At 73.0% G+C, this 19,448-nt stretch carries 14 protein-coding genes, 1 tRNA gene, 1 pseudogene and 1 riboswitch; of the genes and pseudogenes, 4 read left to right on the forward strand and 12 right to left on the reverse strand.

Translation table 11 applies throughout. The annotated features are described in order from the left end of the window. Positions 1 to 258: 258 nt before the first annotated feature. A riboswitch (SAM riboswitch) is annotated at positions 259 to 348 on the reverse strand. A gap of 201 nt (positions 349 to 549) precedes the next feature. From rsmA to rsmI, 6 genes and pseudogenes are all read right to left on the reverse strand, one after another. Continuing rightward, positions 550 to 1,425 (reverse strand): 16S rRNA (adenine(1518)-N(6)/adenine(1519)-N(6))-dimethyltransferase RsmA, encoded by an 876-nt coding sequence (rsmA, locus tag AC29IT_RS23310; protein WP_358440791.1) that lies wholly within the window; start codon positions 1,423 to 1,425, stop codon positions 550 to 552. Between the two features lie 146 nt (positions 1,426 to 1,571). Beyond that, on the reverse strand, positions 1,572 to 3,128 hold the full coding sequence (locus tag AC29IT_RS23315) for a resuscitation-promoting factor (protein WP_488220100.1): 1,557 nt from the start codon (positions 3,126 to 3,128) through the stop codon (positions 1,572 to 1,574). Between the two features lie 917 nt (positions 3,129 to 4,045). Next, positions 4,046 to 4,297, reverse strand: a pseudogene (locus AC29IT_RS23320) (transglycosylase family protein); the annotation flags it as partial. A gap of 308 nt (positions 4,298 to 4,605) precedes the next feature. Beyond that, the gene (locus AC29IT_RS23325) at positions 4,606 to 5,418 is read right to left on the reverse strand and encodes a TatD family hydrolase (RefSeq protein WP_358440842.1); all 813 of its coding nucleotides are present in this window, start codon (positions 5,416 to 5,418) and stop codon (positions 4,606 to 4,608) included. Between the two features lie 100 nt (positions 5,419 to 5,518). Then, complete coding sequence (locus AC29IT_RS23330) at positions 5,519 to 6,535, reverse strand: glycoside hydrolase family 183 protein (protein WP_358440786.1); 1,017 nt, start codon at positions 6,533 to 6,535, stop codon at positions 5,519 to 5,521. A gap of 228 nt (positions 6,536 to 6,763) precedes the next feature. Further along, positions 6,764 to 7,609 (reverse strand): 16S rRNA (cytidine(1402)-2'-O)-methyltransferase, encoded by an 846-nt coding sequence (gene rsmI / locus AC29IT_RS23335; RefSeq protein WP_358440784.1) that lies wholly within the window; start codon positions 7,607 to 7,609, stop codon positions 6,764 to 6,766. Positions 7,610 to 7,632: 23 nt separating this feature from the next. Here rsmI and AC29IT_RS23340 point away from each other — a divergent pair, with 23 nt between their 5' ends. Next, positions 7,633 to 9,207 carry a dolichyl-phosphate-mannose--protein mannosyltransferase gene (locus tag AC29IT_RS23340; protein ID WP_488220101.1) on the forward strand — a complete coding sequence of 525 codons (1,575 nt, stop codon included), beginning with the start codon at positions 7,633 to 7,635 and terminating at the stop codon, positions 9,205 to 9,207. Between the two features lie 48 nt (positions 9,208 to 9,255). On the opposite strand, the gene lat is transcribed toward AC29IT_RS23340, so the two are convergent. Together lat and AC29IT_RS23350 are read right to left on the reverse strand one after the other, a co-directional pair. Continuing rightward, positions 9,256 to 10,608: an L-lysine 6-transaminase gene (lat, locus tag AC29IT_RS23345; protein WP_488220102.1), complete on the reverse strand. Its 1,353-nt coding sequence runs from the start codon at positions 10,606 to 10,608 to the stop codon at positions 9,256 to 9,258. 162 nt (positions 10,609 to 10,770) lie between these two features. Further along, positions 10,771 to 11,262: a MarR family winged helix-turn-helix transcriptional regulator gene (locus tag AC29IT_RS23350; RefSeq protein WP_488220103.1), complete on the reverse strand. Its 492-nt coding sequence runs from the start codon at positions 11,260 to 11,262 to the stop codon at positions 10,771 to 10,773. A 45-nt stretch (positions 11,263 to 11,307) separates the two neighbouring features. Here AC29IT_RS23350 and AC29IT_RS23355 point away from each other — a divergent pair, with 45 nt between their 5' ends. Then, positions 11,308 to 12,939 (forward strand): FUSC family protein, encoded by a 1,632-nt coding sequence (locus tag AC29IT_RS23355; RefSeq protein WP_358440775.1) that lies wholly within the window; start codon positions 11,308 to 11,310, stop codon positions 12,937 to 12,939. On the opposite strand, the gene AC29IT_RS23360 is transcribed toward AC29IT_RS23355, so the two are convergent. Further along, positions 12,940 to 14,073 (reverse strand): helix-turn-helix domain-containing protein, encoded by a 1,134-nt coding sequence (locus tag AC29IT_RS23360; RefSeq protein ID WP_358440772.1) that lies wholly within the window; start codon positions 14,071 to 14,073, stop codon positions 12,940 to 12,942. 186 nt (positions 14,074 to 14,259) lie between these two features. On the opposite strand from AC29IT_RS23360, the gene AC29IT_RS23365 reads away from it, so the two are divergent. Together AC29IT_RS23365 and AC29IT_RS23370 are read left to right on the forward strand one after the other, a co-directional pair. Continuing rightward, positions 14,260 to 16,056, forward strand: a complete 1,797-nt coding sequence (locus AC29IT_RS23365) for an FAD-binding dehydrogenase (RefSeq protein ID WP_488220104.1) — start codon at positions 14,260 to 14,262, stop codon at positions 16,054 to 16,056. A 62-nt stretch (positions 16,057 to 16,118) separates the two neighbouring features. Then, entirely contained in the window at positions 16,119 to 17,243 is a 1,125-nt protein-coding gene (locus AC29IT_RS23370) for a cysteine desulfurase family protein (RefSeq protein ID WP_488220105.1), read from the forward strand. 303 nt (positions 17,244 to 17,546) lie between these two features. Here the strand turns inward: AC29IT_RS23370 and AC29IT_RS23375 are convergent. The 3 genes from AC29IT_RS23375 to AC29IT_RS23385 all read right to left on the reverse strand — a co-directional run bounded on the left by AC29IT_RS23375 (position 17,547) and on the right by AC29IT_RS23385 (position 19,448). Beyond that, positions 17,547 to 17,619, reverse strand: a tRNA-Ala gene (locus tag AC29IT_RS23375). 76 nt (positions 17,620 to 17,695) lie between these two features. After that, positions 17,696 to 18,520 carry a divisome protein SepX/GlpR gene (gene sepX, locus AC29IT_RS23380; protein WP_488220106.1) on the reverse strand — a complete coding sequence of 275 codons (825 nt, stop codon included), beginning with the start codon at positions 18,518 to 18,520 and terminating at the stop codon, positions 17,696 to 17,698. A gap of 265 nt (positions 18,521 to 18,785) precedes the next feature. Then, complete coding sequence (locus AC29IT_RS23385; RefSeq protein ID WP_358440834.1) at positions 18,786 to 19,448, reverse strand: GNAT family N-acetyltransferase; 663 nt, start codon at positions 19,446 to 19,448, stop codon at positions 18,786 to 18,788.

The raw sequence follows: 19,448 nt of genomic DNA on the forward strand, positions 1-19,448 counted from the left end.
GCATCAGCTCACGCCGACCTGCGGACATGCCGCGGCCGGGCGGGGAGGAACAGAAGGGCCTGGTGGGGCGGTGACGACTGGGGCCGTCAGCCGGCGAGGCGACAGGCCGTCGTGGTGCGGCGTCCGTGATCGATAACCCGGCGCTGGGTCAACGCGAGCCCGTGCGGACCGGAGCCGACGCGAGCGCGACCACCGCGGGCCCGCCTGCGGCTGGACCGGGGCGCACGTTCACCTGCGAGCAGAGTTTCAGACACCACAACTCCATCGACCCTGGCGTTAGCACCTGCTCCGGTGGAGTGGTTGCTGCGGCGTCGTGGAGCCAGGTCTCTCAGCCGCTCGGGATGGATTTCCCGAATAGTAGAACGCAGCGGCGTCGGGAGGCGCAAGCCAAAAGCCGTCACTATGTGGAATCGTTTGACAAATCACATCCCCCTACTGAGCAGGAGACATGTCTGGTCGTGAATATTCCAGTGACCTTATGTGAGCAGCGCTACGGTTTTCCGCCTGGACGGAGCAACGCGACCCCCGAGGGTGCGACGCAGCGGAACGTCAGCGCGCCGATCCCGCGCCCGCCTCGGCCACCCGGGCGAAATCGGCCACCGTGAGCTGCTCGCCGCGCGCCGACGGGTCCACCCCGGCCGCCCGCAGCACCTCCTCGGCGCGCGCCGCCGAACCGGCCCAGCCGGACAGCGCCGCCCGCAAGGTCTTGCGCCGCTGCGCGAACGCCGCGTCCACCGCCGCGAACACCTGCGCCCGGGGCGCCGCCGACGGCGGGTCCACCCGGGAGAAGGACACCAGCCCGGAATCCACGTTCGGCACCGGCCAGAACACGTTGCGCGGCACCGGACCCGCGCGCCGGACGTCGGCGAACCACGCGGCCTTCACGCTCGGCACCCCGTAGGTGCGGCCGCCCGGCTTCGCGGCCAGCCGGTCGGCGACCTCGGACTGCACCATCACCAGACCGGTGCGCAGCGACGGCAGCTCCGCCAGCAGGTGCAGCACCACCGGCACCGCCACGTTGTACGGCAGGTTCGCGACCAGCGCGGTCGGCTGCGGCTCGGCGAAGTCGGCGGCCCGCACCCGCAGCGCGTCGGCGGGCAGCACCCGCAACCGGTCCCGCAGTTCGGGGGCGAATTCGGCGGCGGTGCGCGGCAACCGCTCGGCGAGCACTGGGTCGATCTCCACCGCCACCACTCCGGCGGACTCCGGCAGCAGCGCCAAGGTCAGCGAGCCCAGCCCGGGACCGACCTCCAGCACCACGTCCTCCGCGGTGAGACCGGCCGCCCCGACGATGCGGCGCACCGTGTTCGAGTCGTGCACGAAGTTCTGGCCGAGCCGTTTCGTCGGCCGGATCCCGAGTTCCCCCGCCAGCCGGCGAACATCGGCCGGCCCGAGCAACCGCGCCTGGTTCGCGTGCTGTTCCACGAGGTCAAAGCTACCCGCGCCCGCTTCCCGCACCGCGCCCGCCCTCCCCCGCGCTGATCAGGGCCGCGCCGATCAGGGCCGCGAACGCGAACGACCGGTCACCGGCACGAGGCCGATGACCGGTCGGGGAACGCGGAGGTCGCCGCTCAGCCGAGGCCGAGCTTCGAGGAGCAACCCGGCCAGGCGCCGTAGCTGCCGCCGCGGGCGTCGCGCACCTTGGTGGCCACCGAGATCTGCTGCTCCCGGCTCGCCTGGTGCGGGTAGGCCGCGTACTGGTCGCCGCCGTAGGCGTCCCAGGTGCTCTTGTCGAACTGGAGGCCGCCGTAGTAGCCGTTGCCGCTGTTGATCGACCAGTTGCCGCCGGCCTCGCACTGCACCAACTTGTCCCAGACGGCGCTGTTCGGCGGCTGCTTGGTGCCGACGCGGACGACCTTCTCGGTCGGCTCCTTGGTGATCTTCTCGCCGACCGCTTCGCGACCGGTCTCCTCGCCGTTGCGAGTGCTCACCCGGGTGAAGACGATCTTCTCGCCGGGCGTGCCCGGGTTCTCGACCTTCTCCTCGCCCTTGAGCATGGAGTCGTCTTCGATCTCCTTGACCGGCGGCTCGATCGGCACGGTCACGTTGACCACGGTGCTGCCGGTGCGATCGATCTGCACCGTGGCACCGCTGGTGATCTTCTGGTCGCCGCCGGGGGTGATGTGGTCTTCCGGCCCGAGCTGGAGGTTCTGCTCCTTGACCAGCTCGTCGACGGTCACCGCGGTCGTCGTCAGCTGCCGGGGCTCGCCCGCGCCGTCGGTGATCGTGATGTCCTTGGCGGTCTTGACCACCAGGTCCATGCCCTGCTCGGGCACCGCCATGCTGCGCGCGCTGGAGACCCAGGCGCCGTCGTCGACGACGCCGAGCTGGCGCAGCGCCTGGCCGACGGTCACCGACCGGACCCATTCCTCGCGCTGCTCGCCGTCGACCGTCATCTTCAGCAGCCGGCCGCGGTCGAGGGTGATCGTGTCGTTGTGCCCGACCTTGGACTGCGGGGAGGGGCTCAGCGCGTCGTGCTCGCCGATGTTGATGCCCTCGTCCTCGAGGACCTCGCCGACGGTCGACTCGTAGGTGTTGACCTGGCGTTCCTTGCCGTCGATCTCGACGGTGACGGACTTGTCCATCGCGGCGGCGGCGCCGCCGGTGCCGGTCAGGGTGAGGATGACCGCGGCGACCGCGCCCTTGAGGAAGCGCTGCTTCCACGAGGTGATCGCCTCGACGACCTCCGCGGAGGGCTGCGCCTGCGGTTCGCCGAGCTCCTCGGGCAGGACCAGCGGCGGCATGACCACGGTCTCTGCGTTGATGAGGCGGATGAGCTCGTCGACGTCGATGTCGGCCGTCGCGAGCATCTCGTCGGCCTGCGGGCCGAGCGCCTCGAGCACGTCGTCCGGCGTGATCTCCAACGCGCCGGGCGGGAAGCTCGGGTGGTCCTGGGCCGGGTACCGGCCGCTGATGGGGGCGAAGGACTGCTCCGCCGTGATCTCCGCGTCGCTCTCGCGATCGAGCAGACCGACCGCGGTCTGCTGCTGCGGGCTCACGGGGCTGAACCAGTCCGTGGAGGGCTCGAAGGAATCGGCCCAATAGCCGTGGTCTCGGCCTGCGCCACCCAGCTGCTCATCGCTGCGGGTGGAGCTGGCGTGGGCACCGGGGATGCCGCGTCCGTTCACAGGGTCGCTACCTCTCGAAAGCGAGAAGCCGTCCGCGCGCCGGTGACCATGGGGAGTTCGCCGAGCATGTCCGGTTCGAACTCCTTCACCTGCCGCTGCGCGACTTCGTGCTTCGTTTCCGTATCCGACTCCCGTAGCCAAGCGCCATTCAGCCGATACCTGATGCGAACCGGTCTCGTTCCCAGCTCGATCGGTGGCACCGACTTCCCCGACGTACCCGGCGGCGACTAGCGGGCGTTTCCGTGACTTCGTTGTCATCGGTTACGAGGCCGAGACTCTAGCGTGATCCAGCGGGCGCGCCAAGGGGCCACCCGGCGGTGTGAGCTGGGTTACGCCGGTTTGCCGCGCAACCGCGCACCGTCCGTGATCGGATCGGGCGATCCACTGCAATCCGGTCCTCATTTTCCCAGCCGCGCCGCGGTTTCTCCGGCGTTCGACGAAATCGATCAGGATGTCCCTTGTGGACGGTGCGATCGCCGCTGGTGAGCGGATCACCGAGCCGCGGAGCAGCGGTTCCGGTTCACCCGCCGCACCGGCGGGTGGGGGTCGGGCGACGGGAGAGCGCGATCATCTCCCGCCGCCCGCGGCCGAGGCCGACGGCGGACCGTCGGACGCGCTGGGTGATGAGGAAGCCCACTTCCTCACACTCTCGGGCGATCTCCGCGAACCTCCCCGTTCAGCCGCAGTTCCCAGCACCGTTCAGAGCAGTACCACTCACCGCCGGTCGCCGGAGGCGCACGGCGGATCTCGTCCGTCCTCCCGCGGTCGGCGGTGCCGATGAACTGAGAACCGCCCGAGCCACCGGCACCGCCGCGGGGTCTCAGCGGTTCCCCCGCGAGGACGGCGGCGGCAGCCTGCGACAGCGACCCCGCGGCGAGGGGTTCACCGAGGTTCCCCCTCGCCGACGAGCCGAGACGTCAACGCGGCAGGCCGAGCTTGCCGGCGCAGGAGGGCCAGGCTCCGTATCCACCCCGGTCGTCGCGCAGCGCGCTCGCCACCGCGATCTGCTGCTCGCGCGAGGCGCGGTGCGGGTAGCGGGCGTAGTCGCCGCCGCCGTAGGCCGCCCAGGTGCTGCGGTCGAACTGGAGCCCGCCGTAGTAGCCGTTCCCGCTGTTGGTGGCCCAGTTGCCACCGGATTCGCACTGCGCCAGCCGGTCCCACACCGGCCCGGTGCGGGCTTCTCCGGCGTCGTCGCTCCGCTCGGGGGCGGGAGCCGCGGTCGCGAGCGGCGCGCCGCACAGCGTGATCGCGGCGGCGATTCCGATCCTGGTGATGCCACGGATGCGCATACAGGTCCTGACTGCCGTACCTCCGGGCAGCGGCCCCGGCGCAGGCCGCAGACCTGTCGAGTCCACTGTGGCCGATCGCCGAGCGGGGCCGCCCCCGGCTTCCGCAGTGGACGCTAGGTCGCCGGATCGCGGTCGCAACTCCGTGCGGGCGCCCCGCTCGGCGGCGGGACACGCTCAGTCAGCGCAGGTCAGCCGCGTTCAACCTGATCGAGGCGGAAGATCCGCTCGGCAGTGGCGGTCGTCGCCACTGCGAGTTCCGCCAGATCGGCTCCGCGCAGCTCGGCGAGCTCCCGAAGGGTGTAATTGGCGCAGTAGGACTCGTTCGGCCGCCCGCGGAACGGGTGCGGGGTGAGGAACGGCGCGTCCGTCTCCACCAGCATCTGCTCCACCGGCACCAGCCGGGCCGCTTCGCGCAGACCGGCGGCGTTGGCGTTCCGGAAGGTCGCGGTGCCCGCGAACGAGAGCACGTAGCCGCGGTCCACGCAGGCGCGGGCGAATTCGGCGTCCCCGGAGAAGCAGTGGAAGACCACCGCCTCCGGCGAGCCCTCCTCGGTCAGGATGCGCAGGATGTCCTCGTGCGCGTCCCGGTCGTGGATCATCAGCGGCTTGCCGGTGCGCTTGGCCAGGTCGATGTGCCAGCGGAACGCCTCGTGCTGCGCTTCCGGCGGGGAGAAGTCCCAGTAGTAGTCGAGCCCGGTCTCGCCGATCGCCACGACCCGCGGCCGTTCCGCCAGTTCCGCCAGCACGTCCCTGGCGTCGTCGGTGAGGTCCTTGGCCCGCGTGGGGTGCAGCGCGACCGCGGCGAACACCCGCTCGTCCCAGGTCGCGGCCTCGGCGGCCCAGCGCGCGGCCTCGATGTCGTCGGCGACGGTGATCACCCGGGTGATCCCGGCGGCTTCGGCGCGGTCGACCAGGACGCGCACGTCCTCGGCGGTCTTCGCGCCGCACGCGTCGAGGTGGGTGTGCGCGTCCACCGCGGGCGCGGGCAGCGCCTCCGGCATCGGCGGCCGTTCCTTCTTGTCCTTCTTGCTCACCGTCATACCCCTCGGTCGGTCGTGCCACGGCGAGCCTACGGTTCGCGCGGGGCCCGACCGGACGGGGTCATTCCAGGTCGGCGCGCAGGAAGGACACGTTGTACGGCCGCCACTGCGTCATCGTGAAGTACACCGCGGGCCGGTCCGCGGCCCACGGGTGCTGGAACCCGCCGTAGAGCGCCGGGAACCGGGAGCCCGCGGCCAGCACCCGTCCCGGCGACCACGGTCCGGTGAGCCGGTCGGCGGTGCGCAGCACGATCGCGGCCCGCCGCTCGTCGAGGTGCACCGCGAACCACTGGCCGAAGTGCGTGTTGAACTGCACGGACAGCTCGGCGACGGGGGCGGCGAGCACCGGCAGCGCCTCCCGCGGGTCCGCGGCCCAGCCGCGCGCGGTCCAGTACCGGTAAGCGGCCGGGTCGAGCAGGTCGTCCGGGCCGACCCGCGCGAGGTGCCCGGCGCCGAACCGCCCGCTCGGCGTGCCGAGCAGGTGCACCCGGCCGTCGACGACGCCCGCGAACGCGAGCTGCTGGAACGGATGCCCGCCCTGGTCGCGGCGGCGGAACCGGCGCAGGAACGGCTGCCGGTCGTTGCGCCACACCGCCGTCTCCGACTTCGTCCACGTGCGGCCGCCGTCGTCGGAGTAGGCCAGCGCCCCGTAGTTCGTGTGCCACGAACCGGGGACTCCCCAGCGTCGCACCGACATGTAGTGCAGGTGGTTCCGCCCGCCGACGGCGATGCCCGCGGTCGGGATCACGGTGTGCTCGCGGACGCCGGTGCGGTCGCCGGGCAGGAACTGGGCCGCGCACCCGTCGTCCCGGCGCACCACCCAGTCCAGGTCGAGGCCCGCGTCGAGGTCGGTGCCGGTGCTGCGGGCGAGCACGTTGCACCGCCAGTCCGCGTGCTTCGGCCCGGCGCCGTTGCCGCCCCAGCGCTCGCCGTAGGTGTCGCCGAACGCGGCCAGCACCCCGCCGCGCCCGTCGTCCCACAGCACGCCGAGATCGGTCGCCAGCACGCCCGCACCCGCGTTCCCCGACTCCGCGCCGGTGATCGCCGCCAGCCTGGTCGTCCTGGTCACCCGCACCATGGGCGCACGGTAGCGCCGCTCCCGGTCCCGCCGCCCGCTCCGAACGCCCCCGGCACGTCCTCTCCACCGGTGGTGAAGCCGCTCAGCCGCCGACCACCTGCTCCACCGGACCACCCGTCCGCGTCACGAGGGCGGCGACGTCCCCGGTGGCGGAGCCGCCGCGGCGAGGAGGGCGCTGCGGTTTCCGCAGCCCGTCCCCCTCGCATCAGGACACCGAGCGCCGCCGGCTCACTGCCGGGCGGCGAGGACCGCGGTGTAGAGCTCGTTCTTGCGAGCCCCGTTGAGCTCCGCGACCTCGGCGACGGCGTCCTTGAGCCGCATGCCGTCGGCGGCGCGCTCCTCGACCTGCGGGACGAGGTCGGCCGGGTCCTGGGACACCGGGGCCGCTCCCCCGATCACCACGGTGATCTCGCCGCGCACCTCGCCGCCCGCCCACGCGGCGAGCGAGCCCAGGTCGCCGCGGCGCACCTCCTCGTAGGTCTTGGTCAGCTCGCGGCACACCACCGCCGCCCGGTCGGGGCCGAGCACCGCGACGGCGTCCGCGAGGGTGTCCGCGAGCCGCCGCGGCGATTCGAAGAACACGCAGGTCCGCTGTTCGGCGAACAGCCGCCCGAACCAGCGGCGCCGCTCCCCCGATTTGCGCGGCGGGAACCCCTCGAAGCAGAACCGGTCCGACGGCAGCCCGGACACGGCGAGCGCCGTCGTCACCGCGGACGGACCCGGCAGGCAGGTCACCGGCAGCCCTTCGGCCGCGCACGCCGACACCAGCCGGTAGCCGGGGTCGGACACGCTCGGCATCCCGGCGTCGGTCACCAGCAGCACGTCCTGGCCGTCCCGCAGCGATTCCAGCAGCCGCGGGGTGCGTGCCGCCTCCACGTCCTCGTAGTAGCTGACGATCTTCCCGGCCGGGGCGACGCCGAGCGAAGTCGCCAGCGCACGCACCCGGCGGGTGTCCTCCGCGGCGATGATCGCGGCCGAGCCGAGCGCGTCGACCAACCGGGCGGACGCGTCGCGGGCATCACCGAGCGGGGTCGCGGCGAGCACCAACGTGCCCGATCCGGATTCGAGGTCCATGAGCCCAACCCTACGATTCAGGTGTGAGCGTGCTCGTGCCGAACTCCACCGGCGGCCAGGCCGAGAACATGGTCGAACCCGGTCAGACTCCGCCCGCCGCCGAACCCGGTTCCTGGGACGCCGCGGCGCTGCTCGCACCGAAGATGCCGTCCGACCGGCTGCGCGGCTGGATCGTGACGCTGGTGATCGGGCTGATCGCCGGGGTGGTGCGGGTCTGGGACCTGGGCCGGGCCACCGACAAGGGGACGCCGGTCTTCGACGAGAAGTACTACGCGATCCAGGCGTGGCAGATGCTGCGCAACGGCGGCTACGAGGACAACCCCGGCTACGAGGTCGTGGCGCACCCGCCGGTCGGCAAGCAGCTGATCGCGATCGGCGAGTGGCTGTTCGGGTACAGCCCGTGGAGCTGGCGGATCTCGGCGGCGGTGGCAGGCACGATCATGGTGGTGCTGCTGGTGCGCATCGCCCGCAGGCTCACCCGTTCCACGCTGCTCGGTGCGCTCGCCGGGATCCTGCTGATCTGCGACGGGCTCAGCCACGTGCAGTCGCGGGTCGGGATGCTGGACATCTTCCAGGCGCTGTTCGTGCTGGCCGCGTTCGCGCTGCTGCTGGTGGACCGCGATCAGATGCGGGAGCGGCTGGCGGTGGTCGTCGCCGAAGGCCGCATCGGGGCCAGCCGGTGGGGACCGCGGATGGGCTTCCGCTGGTGGCGGTTCGCGGCGGGCGTCTCGCTGGGGCTGACCTGCGGGGTGAAGTGGAACGGCATCTACTACATCATGGCGTTCGGCCTGCTCAGCGTGCTGTGGGACGCGTTGGCGCGGCGGACCGCGGGGGTGCGGCGGCCGTGGGTGGGCGCGCTGGTGCGGGACACGGTGCCCGCGCTGGGTTCGCTGCTGGTGCTGCCGCTGGCGGTGTACTTCGCGACCTGGGCGAACTGGTTCGCGAGCGAGACCGCGACCGACCGGAACGCGGCGATCATCTCCTCGGACGTGGGGATGGGGTTCCTGCCGGATCCGCTGCGATCGCTGCTGTACTACCAGCTGAACGTGCTGGACTTCCACACGCACTTGACCACCGGGAACCACCCGCACCCGTGGGAGTCGAAGCCGTGGGCGTGGCCGATGGGCATGCGGCCGATGCTCTACTACTACGAGTCCGGGCTGCCCGGCTGCGGCGGGTCGAACTGCGTGCAGGCGACGATGCTGCTGGGCACGCCCGCGATGTGGTGGCTCGCGCTGCCGGTGGCGGCCTGGTCGGTGTGGCGGGCGGCGAGCCGGCTGGACTGGCGCTACACCGCGGTGCTGGTGGGCTACGCCGCCGGGTACCTGCCGTGGTTCGTGAACCTGGACCGGCAGATGTACTACTTCTACGCCACACCGATGGCGCCGTTCCTGGTGCTGGGGATCGTGCTGGTGCTGGGCGAGGTGCTCGGCTCGGCGCGGGAGCACACCGAGCGGCGCAAGACGGGGCTGCTGCTGGTGGCGCTGTACGTGGGACTGGTGGTCGCGAACTTCGCGTGGCTGTGGCCGATCTTGAACGGGGAGCCGATCACGCAGGAGCACTGGCAGGCCGAGTTGTGGCTGCCGTCCTGGCGGTGACCGCGCCGCGGTGGACGTCCCGCCCGGTCGAGCGGGACGTCCAGCCGGTCAGGCCAGTTCGGCGAGGGTGCTGCGCAGAGCACCGACCGCTTCGCTGATCTCCTCCGCGGTCACCGACAGCGCCGGGCGGAACCGCAGCGAGTCCGGGCCGGAGGGCAGGAACAGCGTGCGGTGCCGGTCCCGGGCGGTCGCGATCGCCGCGTCGCGCAGCGCCGGGTCGCGGAAGCTCACCGCGCACATCAGCCCGCGCCCGCGCGCGGAGCCGATCAGCTGCGGGAACTCGGCGGCGAGCGCGCCCAGCTCGCCGAGCAGCAGCTCGCCCATCCGGCGGGCGTGGTCGAACAGCCCGTCCCGCTCGGCGACCTCCAGGATCTTGGTGGCCCGGACCATGTCGACCAGCGATCCGCCCCAGGTGGAGCTGATCCGGCTGGGTTCGCGGAAGGCGTTGTCGGCGACGTCGAGCACCCGGCGCCCGCCGAGCACGCCGCACACCTGCATGCGCTTGCCGAACGCCACCAGGTCCGGGGCCAGGCCGAGTTCCTGGTGCGCCCAGATCGAGCCGGTCAGCCCGCCGCACTGCACTTCGTCGGCGACGGTGAGCACGTCGTGCTCGCCGCACAGCTCCTGCACCGCGGTGAGGAAGTGGGGCCGCAGGTGCCGGTCGCCGCCCTCGCCCTGGATGGGTTCGTAGACGAAGCAGGCGATCTCGTGGCCGTAGCGGCGCAGCGCGGCCTCGGCGGCGTCCAGCGCGGTCCGCTCCTCCGGCAGCAGTTCCGGCTCGTCCCAGCGCGGCCCGGGCTCGATGGCGGGGCTGGGGATGCGCGGCCAGTCGAAGATCGGGTAGTCGCGGATCTTGACCGGGTCGGTGTTGGTGAGCGACAGGGTGTACCCGCTGCGGCCGTGGAACGCCCGTTCCAGGTGCAGCACCCGGCTGCCGCGGACGGCGATGCCGCGGCTCGCGTTGTGCTTGGTCTTCCAGTCGAAGGCGACCTTCAGCGCGTTCTCCACGGCGAGCGTGCCGCCCTCGATGAGGAACAGCAGCGGCAGCTCCGGCACGCCCGCGACGCGGCGGAACGTCTCGGCGAAGCGGGCCTGCTCGACGGTGGCGAAGTCGGGGTTGGCCGGCTTGACCCGCGCGGTCCGCAGCAGCGCCGCCTCGAACTCGGGGTCCCGCAGGTCGGGGTGGCCGTGGCCGAGCGGGGCGGAGCTGAAGAACATGGTCATGTCGAGGTATTCGGTGCCGTCGCGCAGGTCGCGCAGGCGGCAGCCGTGCCCGGAGTCGAGGTCGACGACGATGTCGAGCAGATCGCCGGTGACCTGCGCGCGCAGCGCCGGAACCGCCTGTCGAGCGTCGATCGTCGTGGTGGGCTGGTCGAGAACGGCTTCCTGCTGTGCGGTCATGTCAGCCTCCTCGTGCGTCGTGCGGTCGCGGTAGCGCCCGTCACTCATCACGAAAATTATGACCAGCATCCTGACGAGATCACAATAATATTTTGATATCCGACCCCTTCACGAAAGATTTTCTTTCGCTCGTGGCGGGGCTCCCGTCCCGGCCCGCGGCGGTCAGCCCTCCACGGTGCGCAGCAGGTCCGCGAGCCCACCGGCCAGCGACTCCCGCTGCCGCGCGGTCAGCCCGGACAGCAGCGCCTGCTCCGCGGCCATGACCTGCGGGAACACCTCGTCGACGAGGGACTCGCCCGCGGCGGTGAGGCGCACCCGCGCGCTGCGCCGGTCCCGCTGGTCGGCGGTGCGCTCCAGCAGGCCGCGGTCGGTGAGCTCGCGGAGCCGCTTGGTGGTCGCCGCCCCGGAGGACACGGTGATCTCGTTGAGCCGTCCCGGCGTCACCGCCACGCCGCCGCGGCGCAGCGCGCACAGCAGGTCGAACTCGGCGCGGTTGAGCCCCGCCTCGGCGATCGTCACGTCCAACCGGCGCCGCAGCACCGCGGCCGCCCGCAGCACCCGGCCGATCACGTCCATGCTGGTGGTGTCGACGTCCGGGGTCAGGTCGGCCCACTGCGACCGGGCCGCGTCGATGAGATCCGGTGTTCGCTTCATCTCCCCATCGTTTCACTAGTAAACTACTTTTCCTACACTCGTGGCATGGCCGGAACCGTGCTCACCCGCAACCTGCCCGACGCGTACCGGTTCCGGCTGCACGGTCCGTTCTACTGGCCCGCCGCCCGCACGCTGCTGGCGATGGCCGTCCCGCTGGGCCTGCTGCTGCTCACCGGCCGCCTCGACCTGCTGCCCGCCGCCGTGTTCGGGGCGCTGAGCAGCGTCTACGGGCGCACCGAGCCGTACTACCGGCACGCCAGGACACTCGGCGCGGTGGCGGCGGGCCTGGTGCTCGCCGTCGCCGCGGGCGAGCTGATCGCGGTGTTCGCGGGTGGCACCCCGGCGCACGAGGTGGTGGCGCTGGCGGCCACCGCGTTCGTCGGAGCCGCGGCCACCGTGATCTGCGCGGCCGTCAAGGTCGGGCCGCCCGGCGGGTTGATCTTCGCATTCGCCACCGGCGCCTGCGCGCACCTGCCGCTGACCGCCGCCGACCTCGGACCGCACCTCGCCGCGGCCGTGCTGTGCGCCGCGTTCGCCTGGACCGTCAACGTCGCCGGAGCCGCCGCCATCGGGCTGACCCCGCAGCGCAGGGCCGCGGCCGCCGCGCTGGACGCCACCGCCGACGCGCTCGCGGCGCGCACCGACCTCGCCGCCCGGGCCGACCTCACCGCGCCCGACCTCGCCGCTAGGCCCGACCTCGCCGCTAGACACAGCGCCGCGGTCGCAGTCGAAGCGGCGTGGCACGGCCTCGCGCTCGTCGGCGAACGGCACCGGGGCACCGGCGAACACCGGGACCTGGTGCGCGCGGTGCACGCCTGCGAACTGCTGCTCGCTCCCGGCGCACCCGAGGTCACCCCCGCCGAGCTGCGGGCCGCCGCCGAGGCCGCCCGGGCGGGCGAACCGCTGCCCGAACTGCACCCGGCGGGCGGGCGCGCCCTCGCCCCGCTGCCCGCCTCCCGCTGGCCGATCATCCGCGACGTGCTGCGCGCCGCCCTCCGGCCGCGCCTCGGCGGGTCGTGGCTGCTCTCGTACGGCCTCCGCGTGTTCACCGCCGCGCTGGTCGCCGGGCTGATAGCCGACCTGCTCGGCTTCGGCCACGCCTACTGGGCTGCCGTGTCCGCGGTGTCGGTGCTGCAGGCCACCAGCACCGCCACCTCCGTCCCGCGGATGCTGCAGCGCGTCACCGGCACCGTCTTCGGCGTGCTCGTCGGCGCCGCCGTGCTCAGCGCACAACCCGCGGTGTGGGTGCTGCTGGTCGTGCTGGTGCTGCTGCAGTGGGGCGCCGAGATGACGGTGACGATCAACTACGGGCTCGGGCTGCTGTTCGCGACGCCGGTGGCGCTGCTGGTCAGCGCGCTCGGCACTCCCGCCGATCCGGCCGCGCTCGCCGCGAACCGGTTCTGGACGACGCTGCTGGGCGCCGCGGTCGCCGTCGCCGCGGCCTGGCTGCTGCCGCACCGCGCCTGGCTGTCCCGGGTGCACACCGCGCTGGCCCGGGTGCGGGCGCTGAGCACCGCCGAGCCCGTCCACCCACCCGCGCTGCGCGGCGCCCTCGTCGAACTGCACGAGGCCTACGAGCAGGCCGCCGGGGAGATCCGGCCCGCGCTGCTGCCCACCGAATCGCTGCTCACCGCCGCGCACGCGGCCTACGCGCGGCTGGACGCCCGCCGCGCCTGATCACCGCCCGAGCCAGGTGCGCAACGCCCACCAGGTGCGGGTGGTGTCCACGACGTGCGAACGCGCCGCCCCCGGCGCGTCGTTCACCCCGATCCCGGTGAGCTCCGCCAGCCGTTCCAGCCGATAGCGCACCGTGTTGACGTGCACGTGCAGGGCGTCCGCCGCCGCCCGCACCCGCCTGCCCCGGTCCAGGTAGCACAGCGCCGTCGCCGCCAGCTCCCGGTGGAACGCGTTGCCCGGGTCGAGCGCACCCAGCACGTCCTCGGCCACGGTGCCCGCCAGCTCCGGCTGCGCGGCCAGCGCCGCCTCCACCGCCAAGTCCGCCACCATCCGCACGCCCCGGTCGCCGGAGGCGGTGGCCACGCCCAGCGCCCGCACGCACAGCGGATACGCCCGGACCGCCGCTTCGAGCGGCACCGCCGGGGAGCACACGAACAGCGCCTCCTCCCCCGGCAGCGGGGACAACCGGCGCGCCAACCCGGCCAACCGGCCCTCCACCAGGCCGAACACCCCGTCGAGGCTGCGCTCCACGCCCTTGGCCAGCACCGGGTCGGTGATCTCGGTGACCACGCAGTGGTAGCGCTCCGCGCGGCTCAACCCGGCGCGCTCCAGCTCGGCCCGGTCCGGCGGATCACCGGCGCCGAACAACCCGCCCAGCACCCGCGCGTGCAGGTCCCAGACCGTGCGGGACAGGTCCAGCTCGGCGGCTCGGTAGCCACCGACGATGTCCCGCTCGGCGGTGGCGACGTAGTGGTCGACGACGACCACCAGTTCCAGGATCACCGCGTCCGCCACGCCCATCCCGCGCGCCAGCTCCACCCCGGCGCGGACCAGCTCGGTGCGACCGGCGTGCACCCCGCGCAGCAGCGAGGAGATCGGCACCCCCTGCAGCGCCCGGTCGGCGCCCAGCGCGCGGGCCACCGACACCTCGCCGTCCGGCTCCCCGCCCCGCTCCAGGTGGGCGGTGCCGTCGGCGAGCAGGGTCGCCACGTGCCTGCGGTTCTCCTCCTCCGGCAGCCGCGCGACGTCCGGCGAGCCGAGCCGGGCGGCCGCGGCGACCCGCGCCACGACCTCCTCGTCGGCGGCCAGCGCGGTCATCACCCGCAGCGCGATCGCGGTCATCCGCTCGTCCATGAGTCCTTCGAGACGTCGTGGTGCCCGTTGTGCCGGGGGCACAACGCGGTCGTCCGGGGTTGGACGGCCACCTCTACCGGCGCCGGGCGGGCTTCTGGTTCGCTCTCGACTACTGGAAAGTAACAAAATCTCCGGCCGGTTCGAGAAGATCACCCGTTCGCCGACCTCGATGTGGAGGACTCGCCGATGAGTTCGTCAGCAGACCGCGGAATCCCCCGCCGCGACGTCCTGGCCGCGGGCGGTGCGCTCGCCGCGGGAGGCGCGCTGGCCGGCGCCGCGCTGTCCCCCGGCCGCGCGGGTGCGGCACCGGCCACCGACGCGGACGCGATCGTCGTCGGCGCCGGCCTCGCCGGGCTGGTCGCCACCTCCGAACTGGTCGCCGCCGGGCGCCACGTGCTGCTGGTCGACCAGGAACCCGAAGCGAGCCTCGGCGGGCAGGCGTTCTGGTCGCTCGGCGGGCTGCTGTTCGTCGACTCACCCGAGCAGCGGGCCGCGGGCATCAAGGACTCCTTCGAACTCGCCCGCGCCGACTGGTTCTCCACCGCCGGATTCGACCGCGGCGTCGACGACCCGACGGGCGAGGACCACTGGGCGGCGCAGTGGGCCGAGGCCTACCTGCGGTTCGCGCACGAGGAGAAGCGCTCCTGGCTGTCCGGCCTCGGCGTCTCCTGGGTGCCGATCGTCGGCTGGGCCGAGCGCGGCGGGCAGCTCGCCGACGGCCCCGGCAACTCGGTGCCGCGGTTCCACCTCACCCTCGGTACCGGCCCCGGCGTGGTGGAACCGTTCGAGGAGCTGGTGCGGGACGCGGCTGCCGCCGGCAAGGTCACCTTCCGGTTCCGGCACCGCGTCGACGAGCTCAGCACCACCGGTGGCGCCGTGGACGGCGTGCGGGGCGGCGTGCTCGAACCCAGCGACGCCCCGCGCGGCACCCCCAGCTCCCGCACCGAGGTCGGGCGGTTCGAGCTGCGCGCCCCCATCGTGATCGTCACCTCCGGCGGCATCGGCGCGAACCACGACCTGATCCGCGCGAACTGGCCGTCCCGGCTCGGCACCCCGCCCGAACGCCTGATCACCGGGGTTCCCGCGCACGTCGACGGCCGGATGCTCGCCATCTCCGAGGCCGCGGGTGCGCGGCTGGTCAACCGGGACCGGATGTGGCACTACACCGAGGGCATGATCAACCACAGCCCGATCTGGCCCGGCCACGGCATCCGCGTCCTCGCCGCCCCGTCCTCGCTGTGGTTCGACGCGAACGGCCGCCGCTTCCCGAACCCGGGCGTGCCCAGCTACGACACCCTCGGCACCCTCGAACTGATCCGGCGCGGCGGGCACGAGCACTCCTGGTTCGTGCTCAACAAGCGGATCATCGACAAGGAGTTCGTGCTGTCCGGCTCCGAGCAGAACCCGGAGCTCACCCGCAAGGACCTCGCCGCCTACCTGGCGAGCCGCCTGTTCCACGACACCCCGCCGCCGGTCAAGGCGTTCCTGGACCACGGCGAGGACTTCGTCGTCGCCGACGACCTCGACGAACTGGTCACCGGCATGAACCGGCTCGCCGGGGCGGACCTGATCGACGCGGCGGAGCTGCGCGCGCAGGTCGAGCTGCGGGACCGGCAGGTGGACAACCCGTTCACCAAGGACCTGCAGATCATGGGCGTGCGGAACTCGCTGGCCTACGTCGGCGACAGCCTGGTGCGCACCACCCCGCTGCACAAGATCCTCGATCCGGCGGCGGGACCGCTGGTCGCGATCCGGATGAACATCCTCACCCGCAAGACCCTCGGCGGGTTGCAGACCGACCTGTCCGGCCGCGTCCTCGACGCCTCCGGAGCTCCGATCCCCGGGCTGTACGCGGCGGGCGAGGTCTCCGGGTTCGGCGGCGGTGGCGTGCACGGCTACCGGGCGCTGGAGGGCACGTTCCTCGGCGGCTGCCTGTTCTCCGGGAGGCAGGCCGGGCGCGCCGCGGCGGCCGAGAGCGCCTGACCCGCGGGCTGCGGACCCGGGCGCCACGGCGAAGGATCGTGGCGCGAGCACCGGGAGGGCGGATGACCGACGACGTGATCTACCTGGACCACAACGCCACGACGCCGATCGCGCGCGAGGTCGCCGAGGCGATGTGGCCGCACCTCACCGAGGTGTTCGGCAACCCGTCCAGCACGACCGGGCAAGGCGGACGGGCGCGGCGCGCCGTCGAGCACGCGCGGGAACAGCTCGCCGCGCTCCTCGGCGCGCACCCGGACGAGATCGTGTTCACCTCCGGCGGCACCGAGGCGAACAACCTCGCGGTCCGGGGCGCCGCGGCCGCGGCGGCCACCGCGGTCGCGGTGACCTCCGCCGTCGAGCACCCCGCCACCACCGCACCGCTGGCCCACCTGCGCGGGCACCGCGGCTGGCGGGTGGACCAGCTGCCGGTGGACGCGCACGCGCGCGCCGCCCTCGACCGGATGCCGTCCGGCCCGGTCGGGCTGGGCACGCTGATCCTGGCGCACAACGAGACCGGCACCGTCGAACCGGTGCGCGGCTTCGCCGAGGCGGTCCGCTCCCGCGGCGGGCTGGTGCACGCCGACGCGGCCCAAGCGGTCGGGAAGATCCCGGTGTCCGTCGACGAGCTCGGCGTGGACCTGCTCAGCCTCGCCGGGCACAAGTTCTGCGCACCGAAGGGCATCGGCGCGCTCTACCTGCGCCGCGGGACCTCGCTCGCCCCGGTGCTGCTGGGCGCGGGGCAGGAGCGCGGTCTGCGGCCGGGCACCGAGAACGTGCCGGGGATCGTCGCGCTGGGCGCCGCGGCCGAGCTGGCCGGGACGCTGCTGGACGCGGAGCGATCCCGCCAGATCGGACTGCGGGAGCGGTTGTGGGACCGGCTCGCCGCGCGGCTGCTCGGACTGCTGCGGATCAGCCCGCACGAGGAGGCGCTGCCGAACACGCTGCTGGTCGTCGTCCCCGACCGGATCGGCGCCGACGTGCTCACCCGCGCACCCGAGATCGCGGCCTCGACCGGCAGCGCCTGCCACGCGGGCACCCGCACGCCCTCGGCCGCGCTGCTCGCGACCGGACTGGACGCGGACCTCGCCCTCGGCGCCCTCCGCCTGTCCCTGGGCCGCGGCACCACCCCCGCCGAGATCGACCGAGCAGCCGACGCCCTGGCGAGATCAGCGAACAGACACCCCTGAGCACCCTCCAAAGTGGACGATGTCCGTCGGCTCCGTCTCCACGCGAAAAATGGAGACCGGAAGACACGCCAGCGCCGACGAGACCCCACCAAGGCGAACAACCGAGCGGCCCACACAACAAGAAGGAGCCTGGAAGACGCGCAACGTCGACCAGGCTCCGATCAAAGCGAGCAGGCGGGGAACTCGCCCTACCGCAACGAACCACCCCGCCCCACCACCGCACCGTGGGGGCCTACGGGGGCTCGGCCCCCGTACCAACAAAAAAAGCCCGGAAGACGCTACAGCGTCGACCGGACTTTTCCGTGGAGCTGAGGGGAATCGAACCCCTGACCTTCTCGATGCGAACGAGACGCGCTACCAACTGCGCTACAGCCCCTTGCCTGAGTGCTGTTGTAGCTTAGCAGGGCCCCAACAGCACTCCGCGCACCCCCCTCCCAAGAGGAGCGCGGAACCTATTCGCCCACCGCACGGCGGTACGGCTGCCAGGTTCGCTCGTCGAGCTCGTCGAACATCGGGTCCTCGTCGTCGATCTCCACGACGACCGCTCCGGTGTTGCGCGGAGCCGGACCGCGGGGCGCCTCGTACTCGTCCCGCTCGTCGTACTCGTCGAGCGCGGGCTCGCCGTACTCGAGCTCGTCGTCCTCGTCCTCGTCCTCCCGCAGCGCGGACATCCGCGCGAGCCTGCGCTCCCGGACGTCCTCCTCGATGCGGACCTGCCGGCGCAGGTAGGTGAGGTAACCGGCGAGGGCGAGGTCCACCGCCACGTGCAGCCACCACACCACCGGCGACGCGAGCGCCGCGACCAGCGCGGTGGCGATCGCGGTGAGCACCATCGCGATGGTGATCCGCTGCCTGCGGGCGTACTTGGTGCGCGCCGCGAGCGCCGCGGCCTCCGGGTCGTAGCCACCTCGGCCGGGCCGGTAACGACGCCCGGCGCGGACGTCGTCGCTGTACACGCGGCGCCGCTGGTCGTCGTCCTGCTCCTCGACGTCGTCGATCTCGTCCTGCTCGTCGATCTCGTCGCGGTCGTCGTCCTCGTGCCGGTCGGTGTCGGCCATGCCGTACGCCTCCTGCGCCCTCTCCGTCGCACCGGCCGCGGACCGATCGCTACCCCTGCGAACCACCCGCGCCGCCAGTGCCGAGTCCGTCGTCTTGGACACTTCCTGCCGGCGACGGGCGAACATCGGTACCAGCACCACCAACCACGCCGCCGCAAGCGCCGCGAAGATCAAAGAACTGGGCACGCCTCGCCACCTCCCCCTGGCTGCCTGCCGCACACTGCTGCGACCGCCACGCTAGCCACTTCTGTCACATCTGTCTCTGAGCCACGCCGTTGTGATTTCGTTTCGTCCTGAAGGCAGAAAAACCCACGGGCGGCGCGCGGGACGGGACGCGATGCCCCGGCGTGTCGGCACCCGCACGCCTGGGAACAGCGGAAATACACTCGGACGAGCGACGGGGTGCCGGAGCGCGGTGATCGAGGTCTCGGCTGCGGCGGGCATCCCGCGGCCCCTGGAGTGCGGCGAAGATCTCCCGATCCGGTCAGGCGTACCGGGCGCGTCCGCTGTGGACCAGCGCGGCCGCGGCACCCTCCGGCTGGTCCTCGACGGTGAGCCCGTAGACGTAGTGGTCCCGCCACGCGCCCTCGACGTCGAGGTAGCGCTCGAACAGCCCCTCGCGGCGGAACCCGGCCTTCTCCAGCACCCGCACGCTCGGCGAGTTCTCCGGGCGGACCGTCGCCTCCAACCGGTGCAGGCCCGCCGGGCCGAAGCAGTGGTCCACCGCCAGCGCCACCGACGCGGTCGCGATCCCGCCCCCGGACACGTCCGCCGCGACCCAGTAGCCGATCCACGCCGAGCGCAGCGCACCGCGCACCACGTTGCCGACGGTCAGCTGCCCCGCGAACCGGCCGTCCACCGCGATCGCGAACGGCAGCGCCTGCCCGCGCCGCGCCAGCCCGCGCAGCGCGCTCCACTGCGCGGGCCAGGCCAGCACCGCGTTGCGGTCCCGCCAATCGCCGACCGTCGTCGGTTCCCAGCGCTGCAGGTACGCCCGGTCCCGCAGCCGCAGCCCGCTCCACGCCGTCGCGTCCCGCAGCCGCGGCGGCCGCAGCTCGACCACGCCCGCGGGCACCAGCAGCGGCCCCGGACGGGCCGGCCAGCCGGGGTGCCGGGACGGGAACAGCGGCTCGGCGTCCTCGGACAT

It is taken from the genome of Saccharopolyspora sp. MMCC62, assembly GCF_057736575.1.

What these genes read in the sequence shown, in the direction of transcription:
- AC29IT_RS23325 (WP_358440842.1), bottom strand. Translation starts at nt 5,418, where the DNA reads ATGCCGGAGGCGCTGCCCGCGCCCGCGGTGGACGCGCACACCCACCTC.
- AC29IT_RS23330 (WP_358440786.1), bottom strand. Translation starts at nt 6,535, where the DNA reads ATGGTGCGGGTGACCAGGACGACCAGGCTGGCGGCGATCACCGGCGCG.
- rsmI (WP_358440784.1), bottom strand. Translation starts at nt 7,609, where the DNA reads ATGGACCTCGAATCCGGATCGGGCACGTTGGTGCTCGCCGCGACCCCG.
- lat (WP_488220102.1), bottom strand. Translation starts at nt 10,608, where the DNA reads ATGACCGCACAGCAGGAAGCCGTTCTCGACCAGCCCACCACGACGATC.
- AC29IT_RS23350 (WP_488220103.1), bottom strand. Translation starts at nt 11,262, where the DNA reads ATGAAGCGAACACCGGATCTCATCGACGCGGCCCGGTCGCAGTGGGCC.
- AC29IT_RS23355 (WP_358440775.1), top strand. Translation starts at nt 11,308, where the DNA reads ATGGCCGGAACCGTGCTCACCCGCAACCTGCCCGACGCGTACCGGTTC.
- AC29IT_RS23360 (WP_358440772.1), bottom strand. Translation starts at nt 14,073, where the DNA reads ATGGACGAGCGGATGACCGCGATCGCGCTGCGGGTGATGACCGCGCTG.
- AC29IT_RS23365 (WP_488220104.1), top strand. Translation starts at nt 14,260, where the DNA reads ATGAGTTCGTCAGCAGACCGCGGAATCCCCCGCCGCGACGTCCTGGCC.
- AC29IT_RS23370 (WP_488220105.1), top strand. Translation starts at nt 16,119, where the DNA reads ATGACCGACGACGTGATCTACCTGGACCACAACGCCACGACGCCGATC.
- AC29IT_RS23385 (WP_358440834.1), bottom strand. Translation starts at nt 19,448, where the DNA reads ATGTCCGAGGACGCCGAGCCGCTGTTCCCGTCCCGGCACCCCGGCTGG.